This window comes from Pseudarthrobacter cellobiosi, from assembly GCF_023913755.1.
GTDB classification, from domain to species: domain Bacteria; phylum Actinomycetota; class Actinomycetes; order Actinomycetales; family Micrococcaceae; genus Arthrobacter; species Arthrobacter cellobiosi.
Window position 1 is genome coordinate 225,092 of the sequence record NZ_JAMXBJ010000048.1, and the last position, 15,943, is coordinate 241,034.

Genomic DNA, 15,943 nt, shown 5'->3' on the forward strand with positions numbered 1-15,943 from the left:
ACTCCACTTTCCACCACAGTCAACGCAAATCAGGCCAATATTCCCCCATTTCAGGCCTTCGTCCCCCAAATGGCGCGGGAGCAGGCGGTGGATGGAAGTGGAGGGCCCGGCGCCGTTTCGGCGCAAACCATAACTGCCCGACGGCGGTGCCAGGCCGCCGTCGGGCTCTCATCTGATGCCGGCGGCGGATCCGCGGTCCCCGGGCTCCCCAACCACGTAGGAGTAGGTGCCGGTTTGAGCGCTCAAACAGACCCCTAGCGCTACCTGCCTCCGGGTTAAAAGCAGAAGACCCGCCGGGGCGGGTCTTCTGCTGCGGTCATCCTGACCGAGGGGAGGGAAATGGAGGACGGCACGGCCTATCGCCGTGGAACCGTTCCTGCTGGCGCTGCCTTAGGATTCGTCGCGGCGACGCTCGTCCCAGCGTTCTTCCAGGCTGGACATAAAGGAACTCCGGGGCTTCCCGGACTTACCAGTGCCAGGTGCGGAGCGCTGCTTGCCGCCGGACGCGTTACGCATTGTGGCGAAGTACACACCCGCGCCCATAACCACGAAGCCCAGGACACCGACGAAGATGTTCTGGACTGTAACGCCGACCAGGAGCAGGGCGATCCCCGCGAGGGCGCAGAGCACCCCAATCACGATGTGACGGGTGGACCACGTTCGTCCAGGGTCCGAACCCATGGAATTCGCGAACTTCGGATCGTCCTCGTGCAGCTGCTTCTCCAGCTGCTCCAGCAGCTTCTGTTCGTGCTCCGAGAGCGGCATCACGACCTCCTTAAGTAGGCCAACGTCCGGGCTGGTCCCATCCCGTACTACTGCTCCGATAACGACCGACATGCCCGGGAGGTTCCCGCCCCGCCGACGATGGCGGAAGGCGAACACCGGCATGCGGGCCATTGGAACTGCAGCATGTCCAAGAAGTCCGGCAATAACTGAAAACTATGTACATATAAGGATAGTTTGTCAGGGGCCGTTCTGAAAGACGGCCATCACCTCCCTGAAACTCGCAGGAAAGGTGCCGGCGCCCTGCTAAGACCCGTTTCCGGAATCCAGCAGACTGGCGGGGAGGACGGATTTGCTTCCGAATTTTCGGCTGACCTCGTCCAGGGCCTGTTCTGCTGCCCGCCAGTTGTCATCCCGGCGGTCAAGGCTCAGCTGAAGGGACGTGTGGGCGGTGGCTTCGAGCTGCTCGGCCCGGATGCCAACAAGCCGCACTGTCATGGGACGGCTCCCCAATGATTCCAGGAGCTGGATGGCCACGGCATAAATCAGCTGGGCGCTGTCCACGGGTGTGTGCACAGTGCGGCTCCTGGTGATGGTGGAAAAGTCGGCGTAGCGGAGCTTCAACGCCACCGTCCGTGCCACCATCCCCGAACTCCGCAGCCGTCCTGCCGTCCGGTGGGAAAGCCGCAGCAATTCCCGGGCGATCAGCCCGTCATCGCCTGTGTCCACGGCGAACGTCTCCTCAGCCCCGATGCTCTTCTCGAGCCTCACGGGGGTCACGGGCCGCGGATCGATCCCCCACGACAACCGGTACACGTGCTCACCCGTGGCACCCAGCATTTTCTTCAGGGAGGACACCGGCGTGGCCGCCACGTCCGCCACCGTCCGGATGCCCATCCGGGCAAGGACCTCCGTAGTCTTCGCGCCGATTCCCCACAAGGCCCCGACGGGCAGGCTGTGGAGGTAGGGCACTGTCTCGTCGGGTCCAATCAGCAACAGTCCGTCCGGCTTGCAACGCGTGGAAGCAATCTTGGCTACGAACTTACTGGCTGCAATGCCCACGGAGGCCGTAATGCCCAGTTCGGCAGCCACCCGGCGTCGGATCAATTCACCGATGACGCGTGGGGGTCCCAACCGGCGGATGGCGCCGCCGACGTCCAGGAAGGCTTCGTCCACGCTCAGCGGTTCCACCAGATCGGTGATGGACTCGAAGATTTCCATCAGCTGGGCGGAAACCTCGTAGTACAGCTTGTGGCGCGGTTCAATGATGACCGATTTGGGGCACATCCTGGCGGCGACCACCATGGGCATGGCGGACTTCACCCCGAACGCGCGTGCTTCATACGACGCCGAGAGGACCACGGAGCGGTCCGCGGGAAATCCAACGATTACCGGTTTGCCGCGGAGTTCCGGCCGCGTGCGAAGCTCCACGGAGACGAAGAAGGCGTCCATGTCCACGTGCATGATGCAGTTACGCCGGAGCTCACGAAGACCCGCTTCGGTGTACTGGTTGTTCCGCTCAGGCCCCACACCGGCAATTGTATCGGTTGGTACTGACTAAACTGGAGGCTGAATCCGGCATCAACACCAGGAGGACAGTCCCTGTGACCGTCATGAGAAGTCTTAAGCCAACAGGATTAGCGGCACTGGCCGCGGGCGCAATACTGGCCCTCGCCGCCTGCAGCCCCGCGGAGCCCGGAGTGACGTCATCCTCCTCATTTACATCCGCACCAGCGTCGGACAGCGCCAGCATTACCGCCTCCGCCAGTCCGACGGCGTCGCCCGGAACGTCCGCCACTGTGGGGACAATCGTTGCAGGGTTCCCGGAAACGCTGCTTCCCCTGATGCCCGGCGCCACGGTGGTTTCGAGCAGCTTTGACAAGACATCAACGCCCGCCACCGCGGCACTCGTGGCCAGCATCAACGCCCCGACTGCCGCCGTCGTGGATTTCTACACCAAGCACCTGGAGGGGCAGGGATTCAAAGCCGTCCCCGGCGACGCTGTGGGCGCCGTTGCTTCCAAGGATTTCGTCCGGAACGAGTCCGAGACGGTCAACATCGCCGCCGTGGAAGCGGCCGGTGTCTCGACGTTCACCATCGGCGCCAACGTGGCTGCTGAGTCAGCCAAGTGAGCGTTTCGGAGCAGTTAAGGATTGAGCAGACTGAATTCGTCGCCGCCGTTGCCGGTGAGCTGACAGACTTCCTCACCACGCGGCAATCCCTGATGGCCGCCATTTCACCCGATATCGATCCCATTATGGGTTCCATTTCCAACCTGGTGACCGGCGGCAAAAGGCTCCGCGCGCTTATGTGTTATTGGGGGTGGCGCGGCGCGGGCGGCGAGCCGTCGGCCCAGGAAATCGTGACGGCGGGATCGGCCCTGGAGCTTTTCCAGGCAGCTGCCCTGATCCATGACGACATCATTGACCGCTCGGACACGCGGCGGGGCGGCCCCAGCGTGCATCGCCGCTTCAGCCAGCTGCACCACGCGCAGGGCTGGGCGCTGGACAGCGAGCGGTTTGGGCATGCAGCCGCGATCCTCACCGGGGATCTTTGCCTCTCGTTCAGCGAGGAGGCCTTCACGGACATCGGCGCACAGGCGGCTGCAGGCAGCAGGGCTCGGCTGATCTTCAACCTCATGCGTGCCGAGGTGATGGCGGGGCAGTATCTTGACATCCTGGAGGAAGTGGCCGGTCCTGTCCGGGACCGGGCCGGAGCAGTGACGCGGGCACAGTCCATCATCAGGTTCAAGTCCGCCAAATATTCAACTGAGCACCCGCTGGCGCTTGGCGGCGCCTTGGCGGACGCGCCGGACGAGTTGCTCCGGGGCTACTCGGCCTTCGCGTTGCCGCTGGGCGAGGCGTTCCAACTGCGCGACGACGTCCTGGGCGTCTTTGGGGACCCTGTCACTACGGGCAAGCCGGCAGGTGACGATCTCCGCGAAGGCAAGCGGACCGTACTCATTGCCCTCGCGCTGGGCCAGGCATCTACCGCAGAATCGGCGTTTATCGATGCGAAGCTGGGCAGCCCTGACCTGGGCGACGCCGATGTGGCCGAGATCCGCCGGATCATCGAACAGTCGGGGGCGCTTCAGGCCACTGAAGTGCTGATCAACGAATTTGGCGCCGCGGCGTATGATGCGCTGGAACAGCTACCGCTGGAAGAACTGCCCAAGACCGCCCTGCGGAAGCTGGCGGAAGCGACGGTCAGCCGCGCATCCTGACGTTGGCGCCCGTCGTCTTGGCCACGTCCGCGGGCCCGGCGCCTTCCGGGCCCTTGTGCTGCTTACCAGGCCAGGGTCTGGGCCCGGCGCCTGATTTCCGTCTTGCGGCCTTCCCGCAATGCATCAATCGGCCGGCCGCGGAGCGACTCGTCGGAGGTAAACAGCCAGACGATGAGGTCCTCATCGGAATAGCCGGCGTCCGCCAGGACCACAATGGTCCCTTTGAGGCTGTCGACAACCTGGCCGTCCAGGATAAACGCGGCCGGAACTGAACGTATCCGGCGCTCCCCGACCCGCAGGGCCGCCAAAGCGCGTTCATCAATAAGGCCATGGACTCTCGTAATCGAAACGTCCAACAACTGCGCGACATCCGGCAGGGGCAGCCACTCGCCCACAAGGCTTTCTACGTTACTCACGGATCAAGGTTGCCACGGCCGGAGCCCTGCCGCCTAGTCGGGATTGGCCGCCACTGCCGCGAATCACGCGACACTCCATAAAACTCTTCATTCTGCGTGGGGCGGAATTCTTGTGCTAAGCGAACTTTCGTGAGAGATTCACATAGATCACATTTGAAACATCAATAACTTAAGTAACACTAGTATCAATAGTCACATCGCATCTCCCGCCCCCGGCAGTTGAAGAAGAGGATTCTTTCCATGACGACGTCCCGCTCGCCAAAGCAGCCCTCCAGGCAGAGCCTGCCCATGATTGCTGTCACCACAGCAGCGCTTCCTGCGGTTGTCCTGTCGTCGTTGGCCCTCGCCCAGCCTGCTGCCGCAGAGGCCCCTGCCCGCGCTATCCCGGCAACCCTTGCCGCCGCGATGAAGGCCCAGGCAGCCGAACCTAAAGCTGCCCTGATCCCGGCGGCCTCGGTTTCCACTACTATTCCGGCTGCCTTCCAGCCCATGCAGCCGGCGGCTCCCGCGGAATACACCATTGCCCGGGGCGACACCATCAGCGGAATCGCCGGCAAATTCGGGCTGAACACGTACGAGGTCCTTAGGCTCAACAACCTCCAGCCGAACACCATCATCTACCCCGGCCAGAAGATCAAGCTGTCGGGCACGGGTTCCGCCCCCGCCCCGGCTCCTGCGGCCCCTGCCGCGGCCGCTCCGGCCAATGCCGGAGGCAGCTACACCGTAAAGTCCGGCGATACGCTCGGCGCCATCGCGGCCCGGCACAATGTCAGCCTGTCGGACGTTTTCAGCTGGAACGGCCTGAACATGCGCTCCATCATCTACCCCGGCCAGAAGATCAAAGTCGGCGCTGGTGCTCCCGCAGCCCCGGCTGCACCGGCTTCGGCCGTCCGGCCTTCTTCCGCTCCCGCAGCGCCGGCTCCCGCGCCTGCTCCTGCTCCTGCTGCGCCTGCTCCCGGCGGTTCATACACGATCAAGGCCGGCGACACCCTGTCAGCGATCGCCTCCCGGCACGGCGTGAAGCTCTCGGACATCCTGGCGGCCAACCAGCTGAGCATGACTACTGTCATCTACCCCGGCAACAAGCTGGTCATTCCCGGCGCCTCCATTCAGCCCGCTTCCTCCACCCCGGTCGCCCCGGCGGCCCCCGCCGCGCCGCTGGTGCCGAGCTCCTTCCTGGGGTTCACCTACCCCGCGGCCGTTGTGAGCTCTGCCAACGAGAACAAGGCCTTGCTGAACGCCTCTCCCGTACCGTCCCGGGCCGAGATGCGCGCCATTGTGGCCGACACGGCCCGCCAGATGGGAGTTAACCCCTCCCTGGCCCTCGCCTTCGCGCACCAGGAGTCGGGCTTTGACCAGCGTGCGGTTTCACCCGCCAACGCGATCGGCACCATGCAGGTCATACCGTCCTCCGGGCAGTGGGCCTCAGACCTCGTAGGGCGGAAGCTGAACCTGCTGGACCCCTACGACAACGCAACGGCCGGCGTGGCGATCATCAAGCGGCTTATCGCCACCAGCAAGGACCTGGACACAGCAATTGCGGGGTACTACCAGGGCCAGTACTCTGTCAGCAAATATGGCATGTACGACGACACCAAGGCCTACGTAGCTGCCATCAAGGCGCACCAGAAGAACTTCGGCTAAAGCCGCCGCGCCATGATTCCCCGGGCCTGCTGAAGCCGGCCCAAGGGGGTAACGATAAGGGTCCGGACCGCACGTCGGTTCGGACCCTTTTCCATGCGGGATTAGGATCGTAGGGTGCAGGAACAAGTGTCAGACCGTCTCGTTGGAACGCTGGTGGACAACCGCTACGCCGTTCGCTCCAAACTCGCGCGCGGCGGCATGTCCACCGTATATCTGGCAACCGATCTCCGGCTGGAGCGCGATGTTGCCCTCAAGGTCCTCCATCCCCATCTCGCCACCGACGAGACGTTCCTGGACAGGCTGGGCCGCGAGGCGAAAGCCGCCGCGAAGCTGTCCCACGCCCACGTTGTGGGGGTCCTGGACCAGGGTAACGACGGCCAGACGGCCTATCTGGTGATGGAACACATCAAGGGTCACACCCTCCGGGACGTCATCAGATCCAAAGGTGCGCTGCCTCCCCGCCTGGCCCTAGCCCTGATTGATCCGGTAGTGCAGGGCCTCGGCGCGGCCCATGCCGCGGGGCTGATCCACCGGGACGTGAAACCGGAGAACGTCCTGATCGCCGACGACGGCCGGATCAAGATCGGCGACTTTGGACTGGCCCGTGCGGTAACGACGTCCACGAGCACCGGGACGCTGATCGGTACGGTGGGATACCTTTCCCCCGAGCTTGTGCTGGGAAAGCAGGCTGACACCCGGAGTGATATCTATTCGGTGGGCATCATGCTCTATGAGATGCTGACCGGCCAGCAGCCGTACGACGGAGAGGTCCCCATCCAGGTTGCGTACAAGCACGTGAATGAATCGGTCGGTCCGCCGTCGGCCTTGGTGCCTGGCCTCGCCGCCGAGGTCGATGAACTCGTCCAGTGGTGCACCGCAAACGATCCCGAGAACCGCCCGGTGGACGGCAACGCCCTGCTGCAGGAACTGCGCCACATCCGGACCAACCTCACGGACGCCGAGCTGGACCTCAGGCCGCCTGCCGCGGCCCCGGCAGGGCAGCAGAACCCCACCGAGATCATCGCCCGCACCAACAACCCCACCGCCGTGATGTCGTCCTTCTCCCGGCCGCAGCCACCGCACCCACCGCACGCTCCGCATGCCCTGTATCCGCCCGACGCCGACTACCGGCCAGGCGAACAGTTCCGGCCGGAAGCGCACTACAGGCCATATGCTCAGGACGCCGTCCCGGCAGCGATACCCCTCAGCAAACGCGCCCGCCGCAAGCTCGACAGGGAGGACGAGAAGGCAAGGTCCCGGGCTGCGGCGACACCGGTCCGGAGCCTGCGGGAGGGGAACCCGCGGCGCCGCGGCGCCCTCTGGGTGGTGGTCCTGGTCATCATCGCGTTGCTTGCCACGGGAGCCGGCTGGTTCTTCGGCATGGGTCCCGGGTCGCCGGGCACCATTCCGGCGGTCGCCAACAAGCCGGTGGCCCAGGCCCAGCAACTGTTGAGCGAGGCGGGGTTCCAGTCGCGTACCAACGATGTCTTTGACGACGACGTTCCCTCCGGCCTCGTAGTGGGCTCCGACCCGACTGCCGGCACCGAGACCAGGAAGTTCCAGCTCGTGTCCCTGTTTGTTTCCAAGGGCCCGCAACTGTTCGAACTCCCGAAACTGACCGGCGGAACGCTCGACGATGCGAAAAATGCACTGAACCAGGCCGAAATGGCACTGGGTACCGTCACTGAACAATTTGACGACGCCGTTGCCGCCGGAGTTGTGCTCTCCCAAGACCCGGCCGCCGCGACTCCCGCACGCCACGGCACACCGGTGAATCTCCTGGTCTCCAAGGGGCCGCAGCCGATCCCGGCTCCGTCAGTGGTGGGACTGGCGGAGGACGCCGCCGTCGACGCCATTGAGGCGGCCGGCCTCAAGGCTGATATCGCGAAGGACAAAGTCAACGATCCCAAGGTGCCCAAGGGGTCAGTTGCCGCGCAGTCGCCCGCGACAGGCACCCTGACCAAGGGCGGCACGGTGACGCTGACCATTTCCGACGGACCCAAGCTCGTTGAAGTCCCCAGCTTCATCGGCAAACAAGCCAAAGAAGCCGAAGAAGCGCTGCGTGCGCTGGGCTTCGAGGTACGGGTGAACAATATCCTCGGCGGCTTCTTCGGCACGGTACGGGATCAGGACCCGGTGAAGAAGAAGGTGCCTGAAGGCTCCGTCGTTACCCTCACGGTGGTGTAGCCGGCGGACTGCCGGCCACACCACCGCCGCGGAAGTCCGACTCCGCGTAGAGCGGTCAGTGCTTGGCCAGTGCTCCGGCCACCAGGAACGCCATTTCCAGGGACTGCATGTGGTTCAGGCGCGGATCGCAGACCGACTCGTACTTGTCGAGGAACGCTTCCTGGTCCACAGGATCGGCACCGCCCAGGCATTCGGCGACGTCGTCACCGGTCATCTCCACGTGAAGGCCACCGGGAACCGTGCCCAGGGCCTGGTGGACTTCGAAGAACCCGCGTACTTCGTCAATGACGTCGTCGAAGTTCCGGGTCTTGTAGCCGTTGGGCGAGGTGACGGTGTTGCCGTGCATCGGATCGGTGACCCAGAGAACCTTTGCGCCGGAGGCAGTCACCTTCTCCACAATGGCGGGAAGCTTCTCGCGGATATTGCCCGCGCCCATACGCGTGATGAACGTCAGCCTGCCCGGCTCCCGCTCGGGATCCAGCTTGTCGATGAGGCGGAGGGCGTCGTCGCCGGTTGTCGACGGGCCCAGCTTCACGCCAATGGGGTTCCGGACGCGTGAGAGGAAGTCAACGTGCGCGTGGTCAAGTTCGCGCGTACGCTCCCCGATCCACAGGAAGTGCGCCGAGGTGTCGTACGGGAAACCGGTCCGCGAATCGATGCGGGTCAGTGCACGCTCGTAGTCCAGCAGCAGGGCCTCGTGGCTGGCGAAGAATTCCACCCGCTTGAGTGCTTCGAAATCAGCGCCGCAGGACGCCATGAACTTGATGGCGCGGTCGATGTCACGGGCCAGGGATTCGTAACGGGCGTGCGCCGGGTTTTCGGTGAAGCCCTTGTTCCACTGGTGCACGGAGCGCAAGTCCGCGAAGCCGCCCTGTGTGAAGGCCCTGATGAGGTTCAGGGTGGAGGCGGACGTGTGGTAGGCCTTGAGCATCCGGGCGGCGTCATGGCCACGGGACTCGGGAGTGAACTCGTAGCCGTTGACAATGTCGCCGCGGTACGCCGGGAGGGTCACGCCGTCGCGGGTCTCGTCGTTGGAAGAGCGGGGCTTGGCGAACTGGCCGGCCATCCGGCCCATCTTGATGACTGGCATCGCTGCACCGTAAGTGAGCACCACTGCCATCTGGAGGATGGTCTTGACCCGGGCGCTGATCTTATCCGCCGTTGCGGCTTCAAAGGTCTCAGCACAGTCGCCACCTTGCAGCAGGAAGGCTTTGCCATCCGCCGCAGCAGCCAGCCGTTCACGGAGAACGTCCACTTCGCCGGCGAAAACCAGCGGCGGGAGCACGGAAAGTTCCCCGACAGATGCGTCGAAAACGTCCTGGTCCTGCCAGCTGGGCTGCTGGGAAACGGGAAGGTCACGCCAATCATCAAGGCCAGGATAATTGGCTGCTCCGCTCTGGGCGGTGCTGGACAGCGAAAAGGCAGGTTTTGCAGATAGCTCAGTCACTATCTAAGACTAATGTGCGCGGCTGGCTTCAGGACACCTGACCGTCACGCGTACCGAGAGCGGCGTCACAGTCAGCCCGCTGCCGGGTCCTTGCCGTCGGAATCAGTGCCCTCAGCGCCGCCGTCAGGATCGGCGCGTTTCGCGGTGGCGCCCCCAGCCTCGGTGGCTGCTGCGCTCGTAAGGCGGAGCTTCACCACGGCAGCGTACTCGTCCACGTACTCCTGGCCGGAGAGCCGCATCAGCTCAAACATGATTTCGTCGGTGACCTTGCGCTGGACCAGCCGGTCCTCCGCCTGGTCTGCGTACTGGCTGAAATCCAAGGGCGCACCGAAAATCATGCCGATGCGCCGGATATTCGGCATCCGCTTGCCGATAGGCTGAACCTTGTCCGTGCCGATCATGGCCACTGGAATCACGGGCACACCGGCCTGCAGGGCCAGCCTGGCGACGCCCACTTTGCCCCGGTAGAGGCGAGCGTCGGGGCTGCGGGTCCCTTCAGGGTAGATGCCCAGCAGTCCTCCGCTTGTCAGGACATCCATGCCGGCGTTGAGCGAAACAGCCGATGCCGCCCCGCCTGACCTATCCATGGGCAGCTGGTTAGTGAGCCTGAAGAACATGGCCGTCAGCCTGCCTTTGATTCCGGTGCCGGTGAAGTACTCGGACTTGGCCAGGAAAACAACCGGCCTGCGGACCATCAGCGGCATAAAGATGGAGTCGGAGAAAGACAGATGGTTTGAGGCGATAATTGCCGCGCCCTGCGCCGGAACATTGTCCAGGCCCTTGACCCAGGGGCGGAAAAGAAGCCGCAGCACCGGCCCCAGGAAGATCCTCTTCATGACCCAATAGAACACGTGACGAACCTCTCCGGAAGCCGGCCAGCCGGCCCTTCGTCGGGCCGGGCGGGCACTCCAGTGCAACCCTACTCTAGTGAGATCTGTCGAGAACAATGACACGATGGTGTTATGACAGAAAGCAGCATCGCGCCGCGGCCTGCCGCTTTCAGCTACCCCGGCCACGGACCCAATGCCACTACCGGGATTGCCATCTGCCATGGCTTCACCGGCAGCCCGCTCAGCGTCCTGCCCTGGGCAGAGGACCTCGCCGCCCAAGGATTCGCCGTGTCGGTGCCGCTCCTGCCCGGCCACGGTACGGATTGGCGGCAGCTCGCCCGCTCGAACTGGCGTGACTGGTACGGGACTTTCGAATCGGCGTATCTGGAGCTGAGCGCCCGGACAGAGCAGTGTTTTGTGGCCGGCCTCTCGATGGGCGGCGCCATTGCGCTGCTGACTGCCGGCAGGCATCCCGTGGCTGGCGTCTCTTTGGTGAATCCCGGCCTCAGCTTCTACGACCGCCGCGTGCGGGTCATCGGAGTGCTCAAGTATTTCCAGCGCACCACGCTGCCCATCCAGGAGGAACAGCCGACGGCGGGAGTCACCAATGACGGCGACTATTCGCGGACTCCGTTGGCAGCAGTGCACGAGCTCAAGAAGCTTTTCGGCATAGCCACCCGCGGGCTACACCGGGTCACCGCCCCGGTGCAGGTGTTCAAATCCCAGTCGGACGTCGTTGTGCCGGCCACCTCACTCCTGATGTTGCGGCAGCGTTTGGGCCCACGGCTGGTGGAGGTAGTGAACCTGCACAACAGCGGTCACGTGGCCACCCTGGATGTTGATGCGCCCGAGATTTTTGCCCGTTCCAGCGCCTTCTTCCTTGCCCATACACCCAGCACTGCACCGTCAGCCCGAACTGCGGCCCCACCTCACACCACCTCGGAGACTTCATGACCGGCGTACCGGACCACAGCCCTTTCAGCAGCACCGTCAACGGCGACGGAGCCCGGATCGGGGTGGTCCTCTCACACGGATTCACGGGCAGTCCGCACGGGCTGCGCGCGTGGGCCCAGTCGCTCGCCGACGCCGGCTTCGCCGTACGCATGCCGCTGCTGCCCGGGCACGGCACCAGTTGGCAGGACCTTGCGCGCACGCGCTGGCCGCAGTGGCACGGCGCCCTGGACGACGCCTACCTGGAGCTGGACTCCCACTGCGACCACGTCTTCGTCGCCGGGCTGAGCATGGGCGGTGCCCTGGCCCTGAGAATTGCCGCCACCCGGCCCGTCGCCGGGGTGATCGTGGTGAACCCCGGACTGGTGATCGATGATCCCCGCGCTCCACTGGCCGGCATCCTGAAACTGGTCCTGAAGAGCACCCCGGCCATTGCCAACGATATCCTCAAGCACGGGATGGACGAGGGCGCCTACCCGCGAACGCCCGTAGCTGCGGCCCATGAGCTGAACAAGCTGTTCAAAGACACCACCCGGCTACTCCCCCGCATCACCGCGCCTGTACGGGTCTTCCGGTCCACCGTGGACCACGTGGTTTCAGACACGAGTGTGGCAGCGCTGCGCCGCGGCCTGACCAACGCCCCGCTGACACTGACCACCCTGGAGAACAGCTACCACGTGGCAACACTGGATAACGACGCCGAGGAGATCTTCCGAGGGTCCGCCGACTTCATCCGGGCGGTGGTTGCCGGCACGGCAGCAGCCCAGGTCCAGGAGGGCACCGCCCATGAATAGGCCCGACTCCGGCTCACCGGACCAGAGCGCAAACCAGGACGATGCTGTGTGGCTGGACCTTGTGGCACGGCTCGAAGAGAAACCTGCCACCCCTACCGGCACAGCGGACCCTGGCATCGCCGCCTCCCCAGGCCCTGACGCCACGGGCATTGACCCTGAAACTCCTGGTCCGGCCGGCCCGGAGGCCGTGGCCGGGTCCGGCCGGTCCGCGACGTTCCGCGACTTTGATCCGCTGGGTCTGGCGGGAACAGCCCCCACCGAACTGTCCGCAGCCGAACGGCAGGCGGCGACGCCGGGCGCCGGTGACGGCGGGCAGGTCGACGCCGGCGAGGGGACCGGCGGTTACGGCCAGGGCGGCACCGCCGCCTTCGGCCCGCGTGACTATGCCGTGGAGGACGACGCCGGGGACTTCGTTCCGGAAGAACCGCCAAGCCTTGCCGGGACGGATCCCCTGACCATGCTTGCCTGGCTGGGCGCAATTGGTGCGCCCATTGCCTTGCTGCTGGCCGTCATGTTCTGGCGGTCCGCGCCGCTGCTGGCGATTGTGGGCATGGTGGCGGTGTTCATCCTTGCCGTGGTTTACCTCATCATGAAGCTGCCCCAGGAAAAAGACGAGAACGACGACGGCGCCCGCGTCTGAGGAGCGTCCGTCACCGCATGCGGCTGCTGACGCGGGACAGGTCAGCTGCCCCGATGAGCCCCGCGTTGGGTCCGAGCGCTGCCAGCTCGATGCCGGCCGCCGGACGGAAGCCGCGGCCGGTAAGGTTCCGCGCGAATGCTTTACGGGCAGGCTCCACCAGCAGGTCCCCTGCCGAGCAGAGTCCCCCGCCGATCACAAACAGCCCCGGATCCAACGAGGCCGCCAGGTTCGCCAATCCCAGGCCCAGCCATTCGCCCACTTCATCCAGGAGTTCGCGGCAGGCCGCATCGCCGGCGAGTGCCAGCTCGGTAACAATCGCCCCGGTGATCTGCTCCGCGTCGCCGCCGACGGCTGCCAGCAGTTCCTGGGCAACTGGCGAATTGGCGCGCGCCAGAATCCTCGCTTCCCGGCCCAGGGCGTTGCCTGACGCGTACTGCTCCCAGCAACCCCGGTTGCCGCACTCGCAACGCTGCCCGCCGGGCATGATGATCTGGTGGCCGAATTCGCCGGCTACACCAAACCGGCCGCGCTCCACCCGGCCGTCCATCACCATGGCACCGCCGATGCCGGTACCGAGGGTGATGCACACCAGCCTGTCCTCGCCCTGCCCCGCACCAAAGCGCCATTCCGCCCAGGCCGCGGCGTCGGCGTCGTTCGTCAGCAGCACAGGCCGGCGCAGCAGTCGCTGCAGGTTTGCGCGCAACGGCTCGTTGCGCCAGGCGAGGTGCGGACTGAAAAGCACGGTTCCGCCGTCCAGATCCATCCAACCGGCCGCACCGATGCCTACTGACCAGACCCTGTGGCCGGCTCCGAGTTCGTCCACGAGCTCTACGATGACCTGCTCTACCGCACGCGGGTCGCTGCCGGGGGTGGACCGCCGGGCCTCGCTCAGGATCCTTCCGTCGGCGTCCACCACGCCGGCGGCGACCTTGGTGCCGCCGATATCGATGCCGATTGCCAGCCCCTTGCGCCCGAGCCGCAGGTGCTCGCGGAACGTTTCCACCTGCCGGGGCCGGGCCCTCAAGGCCAGCGGCCGCCGTCGCCAGGGGGCCGGACGTCGGGGCGGGGCGGCTGGCTCGCCGGGGGGCGTTTCGTACATAGTGCTTCATTCTAGGGCGCGCCGGGCGGAGGCCGGGCCCAGGGCTTCCCCACTCCTCTTTGACTCATATGTTACTGGCCAGTAGGTTTGTTTCTGCACGGCCAAGTTGCAGGCGTATTAGTCTTTAGGCATACCCTGTGCGGGTCTATGGATATCAAAGGAGCTATAGTGCGCGAATTCAGTGTTCCGCCCCTGGTTGTTGTCCCACCGGAAACCAACATCACCGATCTTGTTCTTCGGCAGGCAGCCAAGCCCAGCAACCCGGCGCTCTTCTCGCGGCTGGACTCCGCAGGCGCCTGGCGGGACGTCACCGCCACAGACTTCCTGGCGGACGTCTCAGCCCTTGCGAAGGGCCTGATGGCCAGCGGCGTGGGAGCCGGCGACCGGGTGGGCATCATGTCCCGCACACGCTACGAGTGGGCCCTCATCGACTTCGCCATCTGGTTCGCCGGCGCCGTCTCAGTGCCCATCTACGAAACCTCATCGCCGTCGCAGGTTGCCTGGAACCTCGGTGACTCCGGTGCAGTGGCCGCCTTCGGCGAGGCCGCCCACCACGAGGACATCATCCGGCAGGCGGCCACCTCGGAAGGCCTCACCGCCCTCCAGCACGTCTGGCAGCTCGAAGGTGGCGGACTGGACGCCGTCCGTGAGGCCGGCCGGGACGTCAGCGACGCCGACCTTGAGGCCCGCCGCTCATCGGCGCGGCTCAGTGACGTTGCTACCCTGATCTACACCTCCGGCACCACCGGCCGACCCAAGGGCTGCGAGCTGACCCACGGCAACTTCGTTGAGCTGTCCGACAACGCCCTGGCACTGCTTGGCGACGTGGTTAACGAGCAGGCCAAAACCATCATGTTCCTGCCTTTGGCGCACGTCTTTGCCCGGTTCATTTCGGTGTTGGCCGTGGCCGCCGGGGCCACTGTGGCGCACACCCCCGACATCAAGAACCTGCTGGCTGACCTGCAGAGCTATCAGCCCACGTTCATCCTGGCCGTGCCGCGCGTCTTCGAAAAGGTGTACAACTCGGCCCTGACAAAGGCAGAGGACGGCGGCAAGGGGGCCATCTTCCACAAGGCCACGGAGACCGCCATCGCGTTCTCCAAAGCCCGCCAGGCCGGGCACGTTGGCCTGGGGCTGAAACTCAAGCACACCGTGTTCGACAAACTCGTTTACGGCAAGCTGCGCGCTGCGATGGGCGGGAACGTGGCCCATGCTGTGTCCGGCGGCGGTCCGCTCGGCGAACGGCTGGGCCACTTCTTCCAGGGCATCGGCCTGCAGATCCTTGAAGGGTATGGCCTGACCGAGACCACCGCCCCGATTTCCGTCAACACGCCGGCCCTGATCAAGATCGGTTCCGTGGGCAAGCCCCTGCCGGGCAACTCCGTCAGGATCGCCGAAGACGGCGAGATCCTGGCCAAGGGCGTCTGTGTGATGCGCGGCTACTACAAGCGCGATGACCTGATGGCGGATACGTTTGCCGATGGCTGGTTCCGCACCGGCGACATCGGACGGCTCGACGATAGCGGCTTCCTGTGGATCACCGGCCGGAAGAAGGAAATCATTGTCACGGCCGGCGGTAAGAACGTGGTTCCGGCCCTGCTGGAGGACCAGATCCGGGCGGATTCGCTGGTCTCCCAGGTCCTGGTGGTGGGCGACAACCGGCCGTTCATCGGCGCGTTGGTGACCCTGGACCAGGAGGCCCTGCCGGGCTGGCTCCAGCGGCACGGACTGCCGGCCGCCACCACGCTCGACGAAGCCGTCGGGAACCCGGTGGTCAAGGCCGCCGTGCAGGACCTCATCACGCAGGCCAACGCCTCGGTGTCGCAGGCGGAGGCCATCAAGTCATTCCGGATCGTCGCTTCGGACTTCACGGAAGCGTCCGGCCATCTGACGCCGTCCATGAAGGTGAAGCGGGCCCAGGTGATGAAGGACTTCGAGACAGTCATCGAGGAAATGTACGGCGCGCCGCGCGGCTAAGCGGCAACGCAA

General features: G+C 65.2%; 14 protein-coding genes. 8 read left to right on the plus strand and 6 right to left on the minus strand.

The window, feature by feature from the left end:
* Window positions 1-390: 390 nt before the first annotated feature.
* Together NG696_RS15615 and dinB are read right to left on the minus strand one after the other, a co-directional pair.
* Complete coding sequence (locus NG696_RS15615; RefSeq protein ID WP_056342262.1) at window positions 391-765, minus strand: SCO2097 family morphological protein; 375 nt, start codon at window positions 763-765, stop codon at window positions 391-393.
* 264 nt (window positions 766-1,029) lie between these two features.
* Complete coding sequence (dinB, locus tag NG696_RS15620) at window positions 1,030-2,187, minus strand: DNA polymerase IV (protein ID WP_256472283.1); 1,158 nt, start codon at window positions 2,185-2,187, stop codon at window positions 1,030-1,032.
* Window positions 2,188-2,327: 140 nt separating this feature from the next.
* On the opposite strand from dinB, the gene NG696_RS15625 reads away from it, so the two are divergent.
* Together NG696_RS15625 and NG696_RS15630 are read left to right on the plus strand one after the other, a co-directional pair.
* Window positions 2,328-2,855: a hypothetical protein gene (locus tag NG696_RS15625; protein WP_252569325.1), complete on the plus strand. Its 528-nt coding sequence runs from the start codon at window positions 2,328-2,330 to the stop codon at window positions 2,853-2,855.
* Window positions 2,852-3,946 (plus strand): polyprenyl synthetase family protein, encoded by a 1,095-nt coding sequence (locus tag NG696_RS15630; RefSeq protein WP_252569328.1) that lies wholly within the window; start codon window positions 2,852-2,854, stop codon window positions 3,944-3,946. The genes NG696_RS15625 and NG696_RS15630 overlap by 4 nt, the downstream gene beginning before the upstream one ends.
* Window positions 3,947-4,008: 62 nt before the next feature.
* Here the strand turns inward: NG696_RS15630 and NG696_RS15635 are convergent, their stop codons facing one another.
* Entirely contained in the window at window positions 4,009-4,362 is a 354-nt protein-coding gene (locus NG696_RS15635) for an Rv2175c family DNA-binding protein (RefSeq protein WP_252576097.1), read from the minus strand.
* Between the two features lie 240 nt (window positions 4,363-4,602).
* Between NG696_RS15635 and NG696_RS15640 the strand changes: the two genes are divergently transcribed.
* Together NG696_RS15640 and pknB are read left to right on the plus strand one after the other, a co-directional pair.
* The gene (locus NG696_RS15640; protein ID WP_252576098.1) at window positions 4,603-6,006 is read left to right on the plus strand and encodes a lytic transglycosylase domain-containing protein; all 1,404 of its coding nucleotides are present in this window, start codon (window positions 4,603-4,605) and stop codon (window positions 6,004-6,006) included.
* Window positions 6,007-6,120: 114 nt separating this feature from the next.
* The gene (gene pknB / locus NG696_RS15645; protein WP_252569332.1) at window positions 6,121-8,193 is read left to right on the plus strand and encodes a Stk1 family PASTA domain-containing Ser/Thr kinase; all 2,073 of its coding nucleotides are present in this window, start codon (window positions 6,121-6,123) and stop codon (window positions 8,191-8,193) included.
* Between the two features lie 55 nt (window positions 8,194-8,248).
* Here the strand turns inward: pknB and NG696_RS15650 are convergent, their stop codons facing one another.
* Window positions 8,249-9,640, minus strand: a complete 1,392-nt coding sequence (locus tag NG696_RS15650) for a class II 3-deoxy-7-phosphoheptulonate synthase (RefSeq protein ID WP_252569334.1) — start codon at window positions 9,638-9,640, stop codon at window positions 8,249-8,251.
* 71 nt (window positions 9,641-9,711) lie between these two features.
* Window positions 9,712-10,491 carry a lysophospholipid acyltransferase family protein gene (locus NG696_RS15655; RefSeq protein WP_252569336.1) on the minus strand — a complete coding sequence of 260 codons (780 nt, stop codon included), beginning with the start codon at window positions 10,489-10,491 and terminating at the stop codon, window positions 9,712-9,714.
* A gap of 111 nt (window positions 10,492-10,602) precedes the next feature.
* Between NG696_RS15655 and NG696_RS15660 the strand changes: the two genes are divergently transcribed.
* The 3 genes from NG696_RS15660 to NG696_RS15670 are packed head-to-tail and all read left to right on the plus strand — an operon-like array spanning window position 10,603 to window position 12,855.
* Window positions 10,603-11,424, plus strand: a complete 822-nt coding sequence (locus tag NG696_RS15660; RefSeq protein WP_252569337.1) for an alpha/beta hydrolase — start codon at window positions 10,603-10,605, stop codon at window positions 11,422-11,424.
* Window positions 11,421-12,215 (plus strand): alpha/beta hydrolase, encoded by a 795-nt coding sequence (locus NG696_RS15665; protein ID WP_252576099.1) that lies wholly within the window; start codon window positions 11,421-11,423, stop codon window positions 12,213-12,215. The genes NG696_RS15660 and NG696_RS15665 overlap by 4 nt, the downstream gene beginning before the upstream one ends.
* Window positions 12,208-12,855 (plus strand): hypothetical protein, encoded by a 648-nt coding sequence (locus tag NG696_RS15670; protein ID WP_252569341.1) that lies wholly within the window; start codon window positions 12,208-12,210, stop codon window positions 12,853-12,855. The genes NG696_RS15665 and NG696_RS15670 overlap by 8 nt, the downstream gene beginning before the upstream one ends.
* 10 nt (window positions 12,856-12,865) lie before the next feature.
* On the opposite strand, the gene NG696_RS15675 is transcribed toward NG696_RS15670, so the two are convergent.
* Window positions 12,866-13,954, minus strand: a complete 1,089-nt coding sequence (locus NG696_RS15675) for an ROK family glucokinase (protein ID WP_252576100.1) — start codon at window positions 13,952-13,954, stop codon at window positions 12,866-12,868.
* Window positions 13,955-14,122: 168 nt separating this feature from the next.
* Here NG696_RS15675 and NG696_RS15680 point away from each other — a divergent pair, with 168 nt between their 5' ends.
* The gene (locus NG696_RS15680) at window positions 14,123-15,931 is read left to right on the plus strand and encodes an AMP-dependent synthetase/ligase (protein ID WP_252569346.1); all 1,809 of its coding nucleotides are present in this window, start codon (window positions 14,123-14,125) and stop codon (window positions 15,929-15,931) included.
* Window positions 15,932-15,943: the final 12 nt, after the last annotated feature.

Coding starts and splice junctions, on each gene's coding strand:
- NG696_RS15615 (WP_056342262.1), bottom strand. CDS start 765: ATGCCGCTCTCGGAGCACGAACAGAAGCTGCTGGAGCAGCTGGAGAAG.
- dinB (WP_256472283.1), bottom strand. CDS start 2,187: ATGCACGTGGACATGGACGCCTTCTTCGTCTCCGTGGAGCTTCGCACG.
- NG696_RS15640 (WP_252576098.1), top strand. CDS start 4,603: ATGACGACGTCCCGCTCGCCAAAGCAGCCCTCCAGGCAGAGCCTGCCC.
- NG696_RS15660 (WP_252569337.1), top strand. CDS start 10,603: ATGACAGAAAGCAGCATCGCGCCGCGGCCTGCCGCTTTCAGCTACCCC.
- NG696_RS15665 (WP_252576099.1), top strand. CDS start 11,421: ATGACCGGCGTACCGGACCACAGCCCTTTCAGCAGCACCGTCAACGGC.
- NG696_RS15670 (WP_252569341.1), top strand. CDS start 12,208: ATGAATAGGCCCGACTCCGGCTCACCGGACCAGAGCGCAAACCAGGAC.
- NG696_RS15675 (WP_252576100.1), bottom strand. CDS start 13,954: ATGTACGAAACGCCCCCCGGCGAGCCAGCCGCCCCGCCCCGACGTCCG.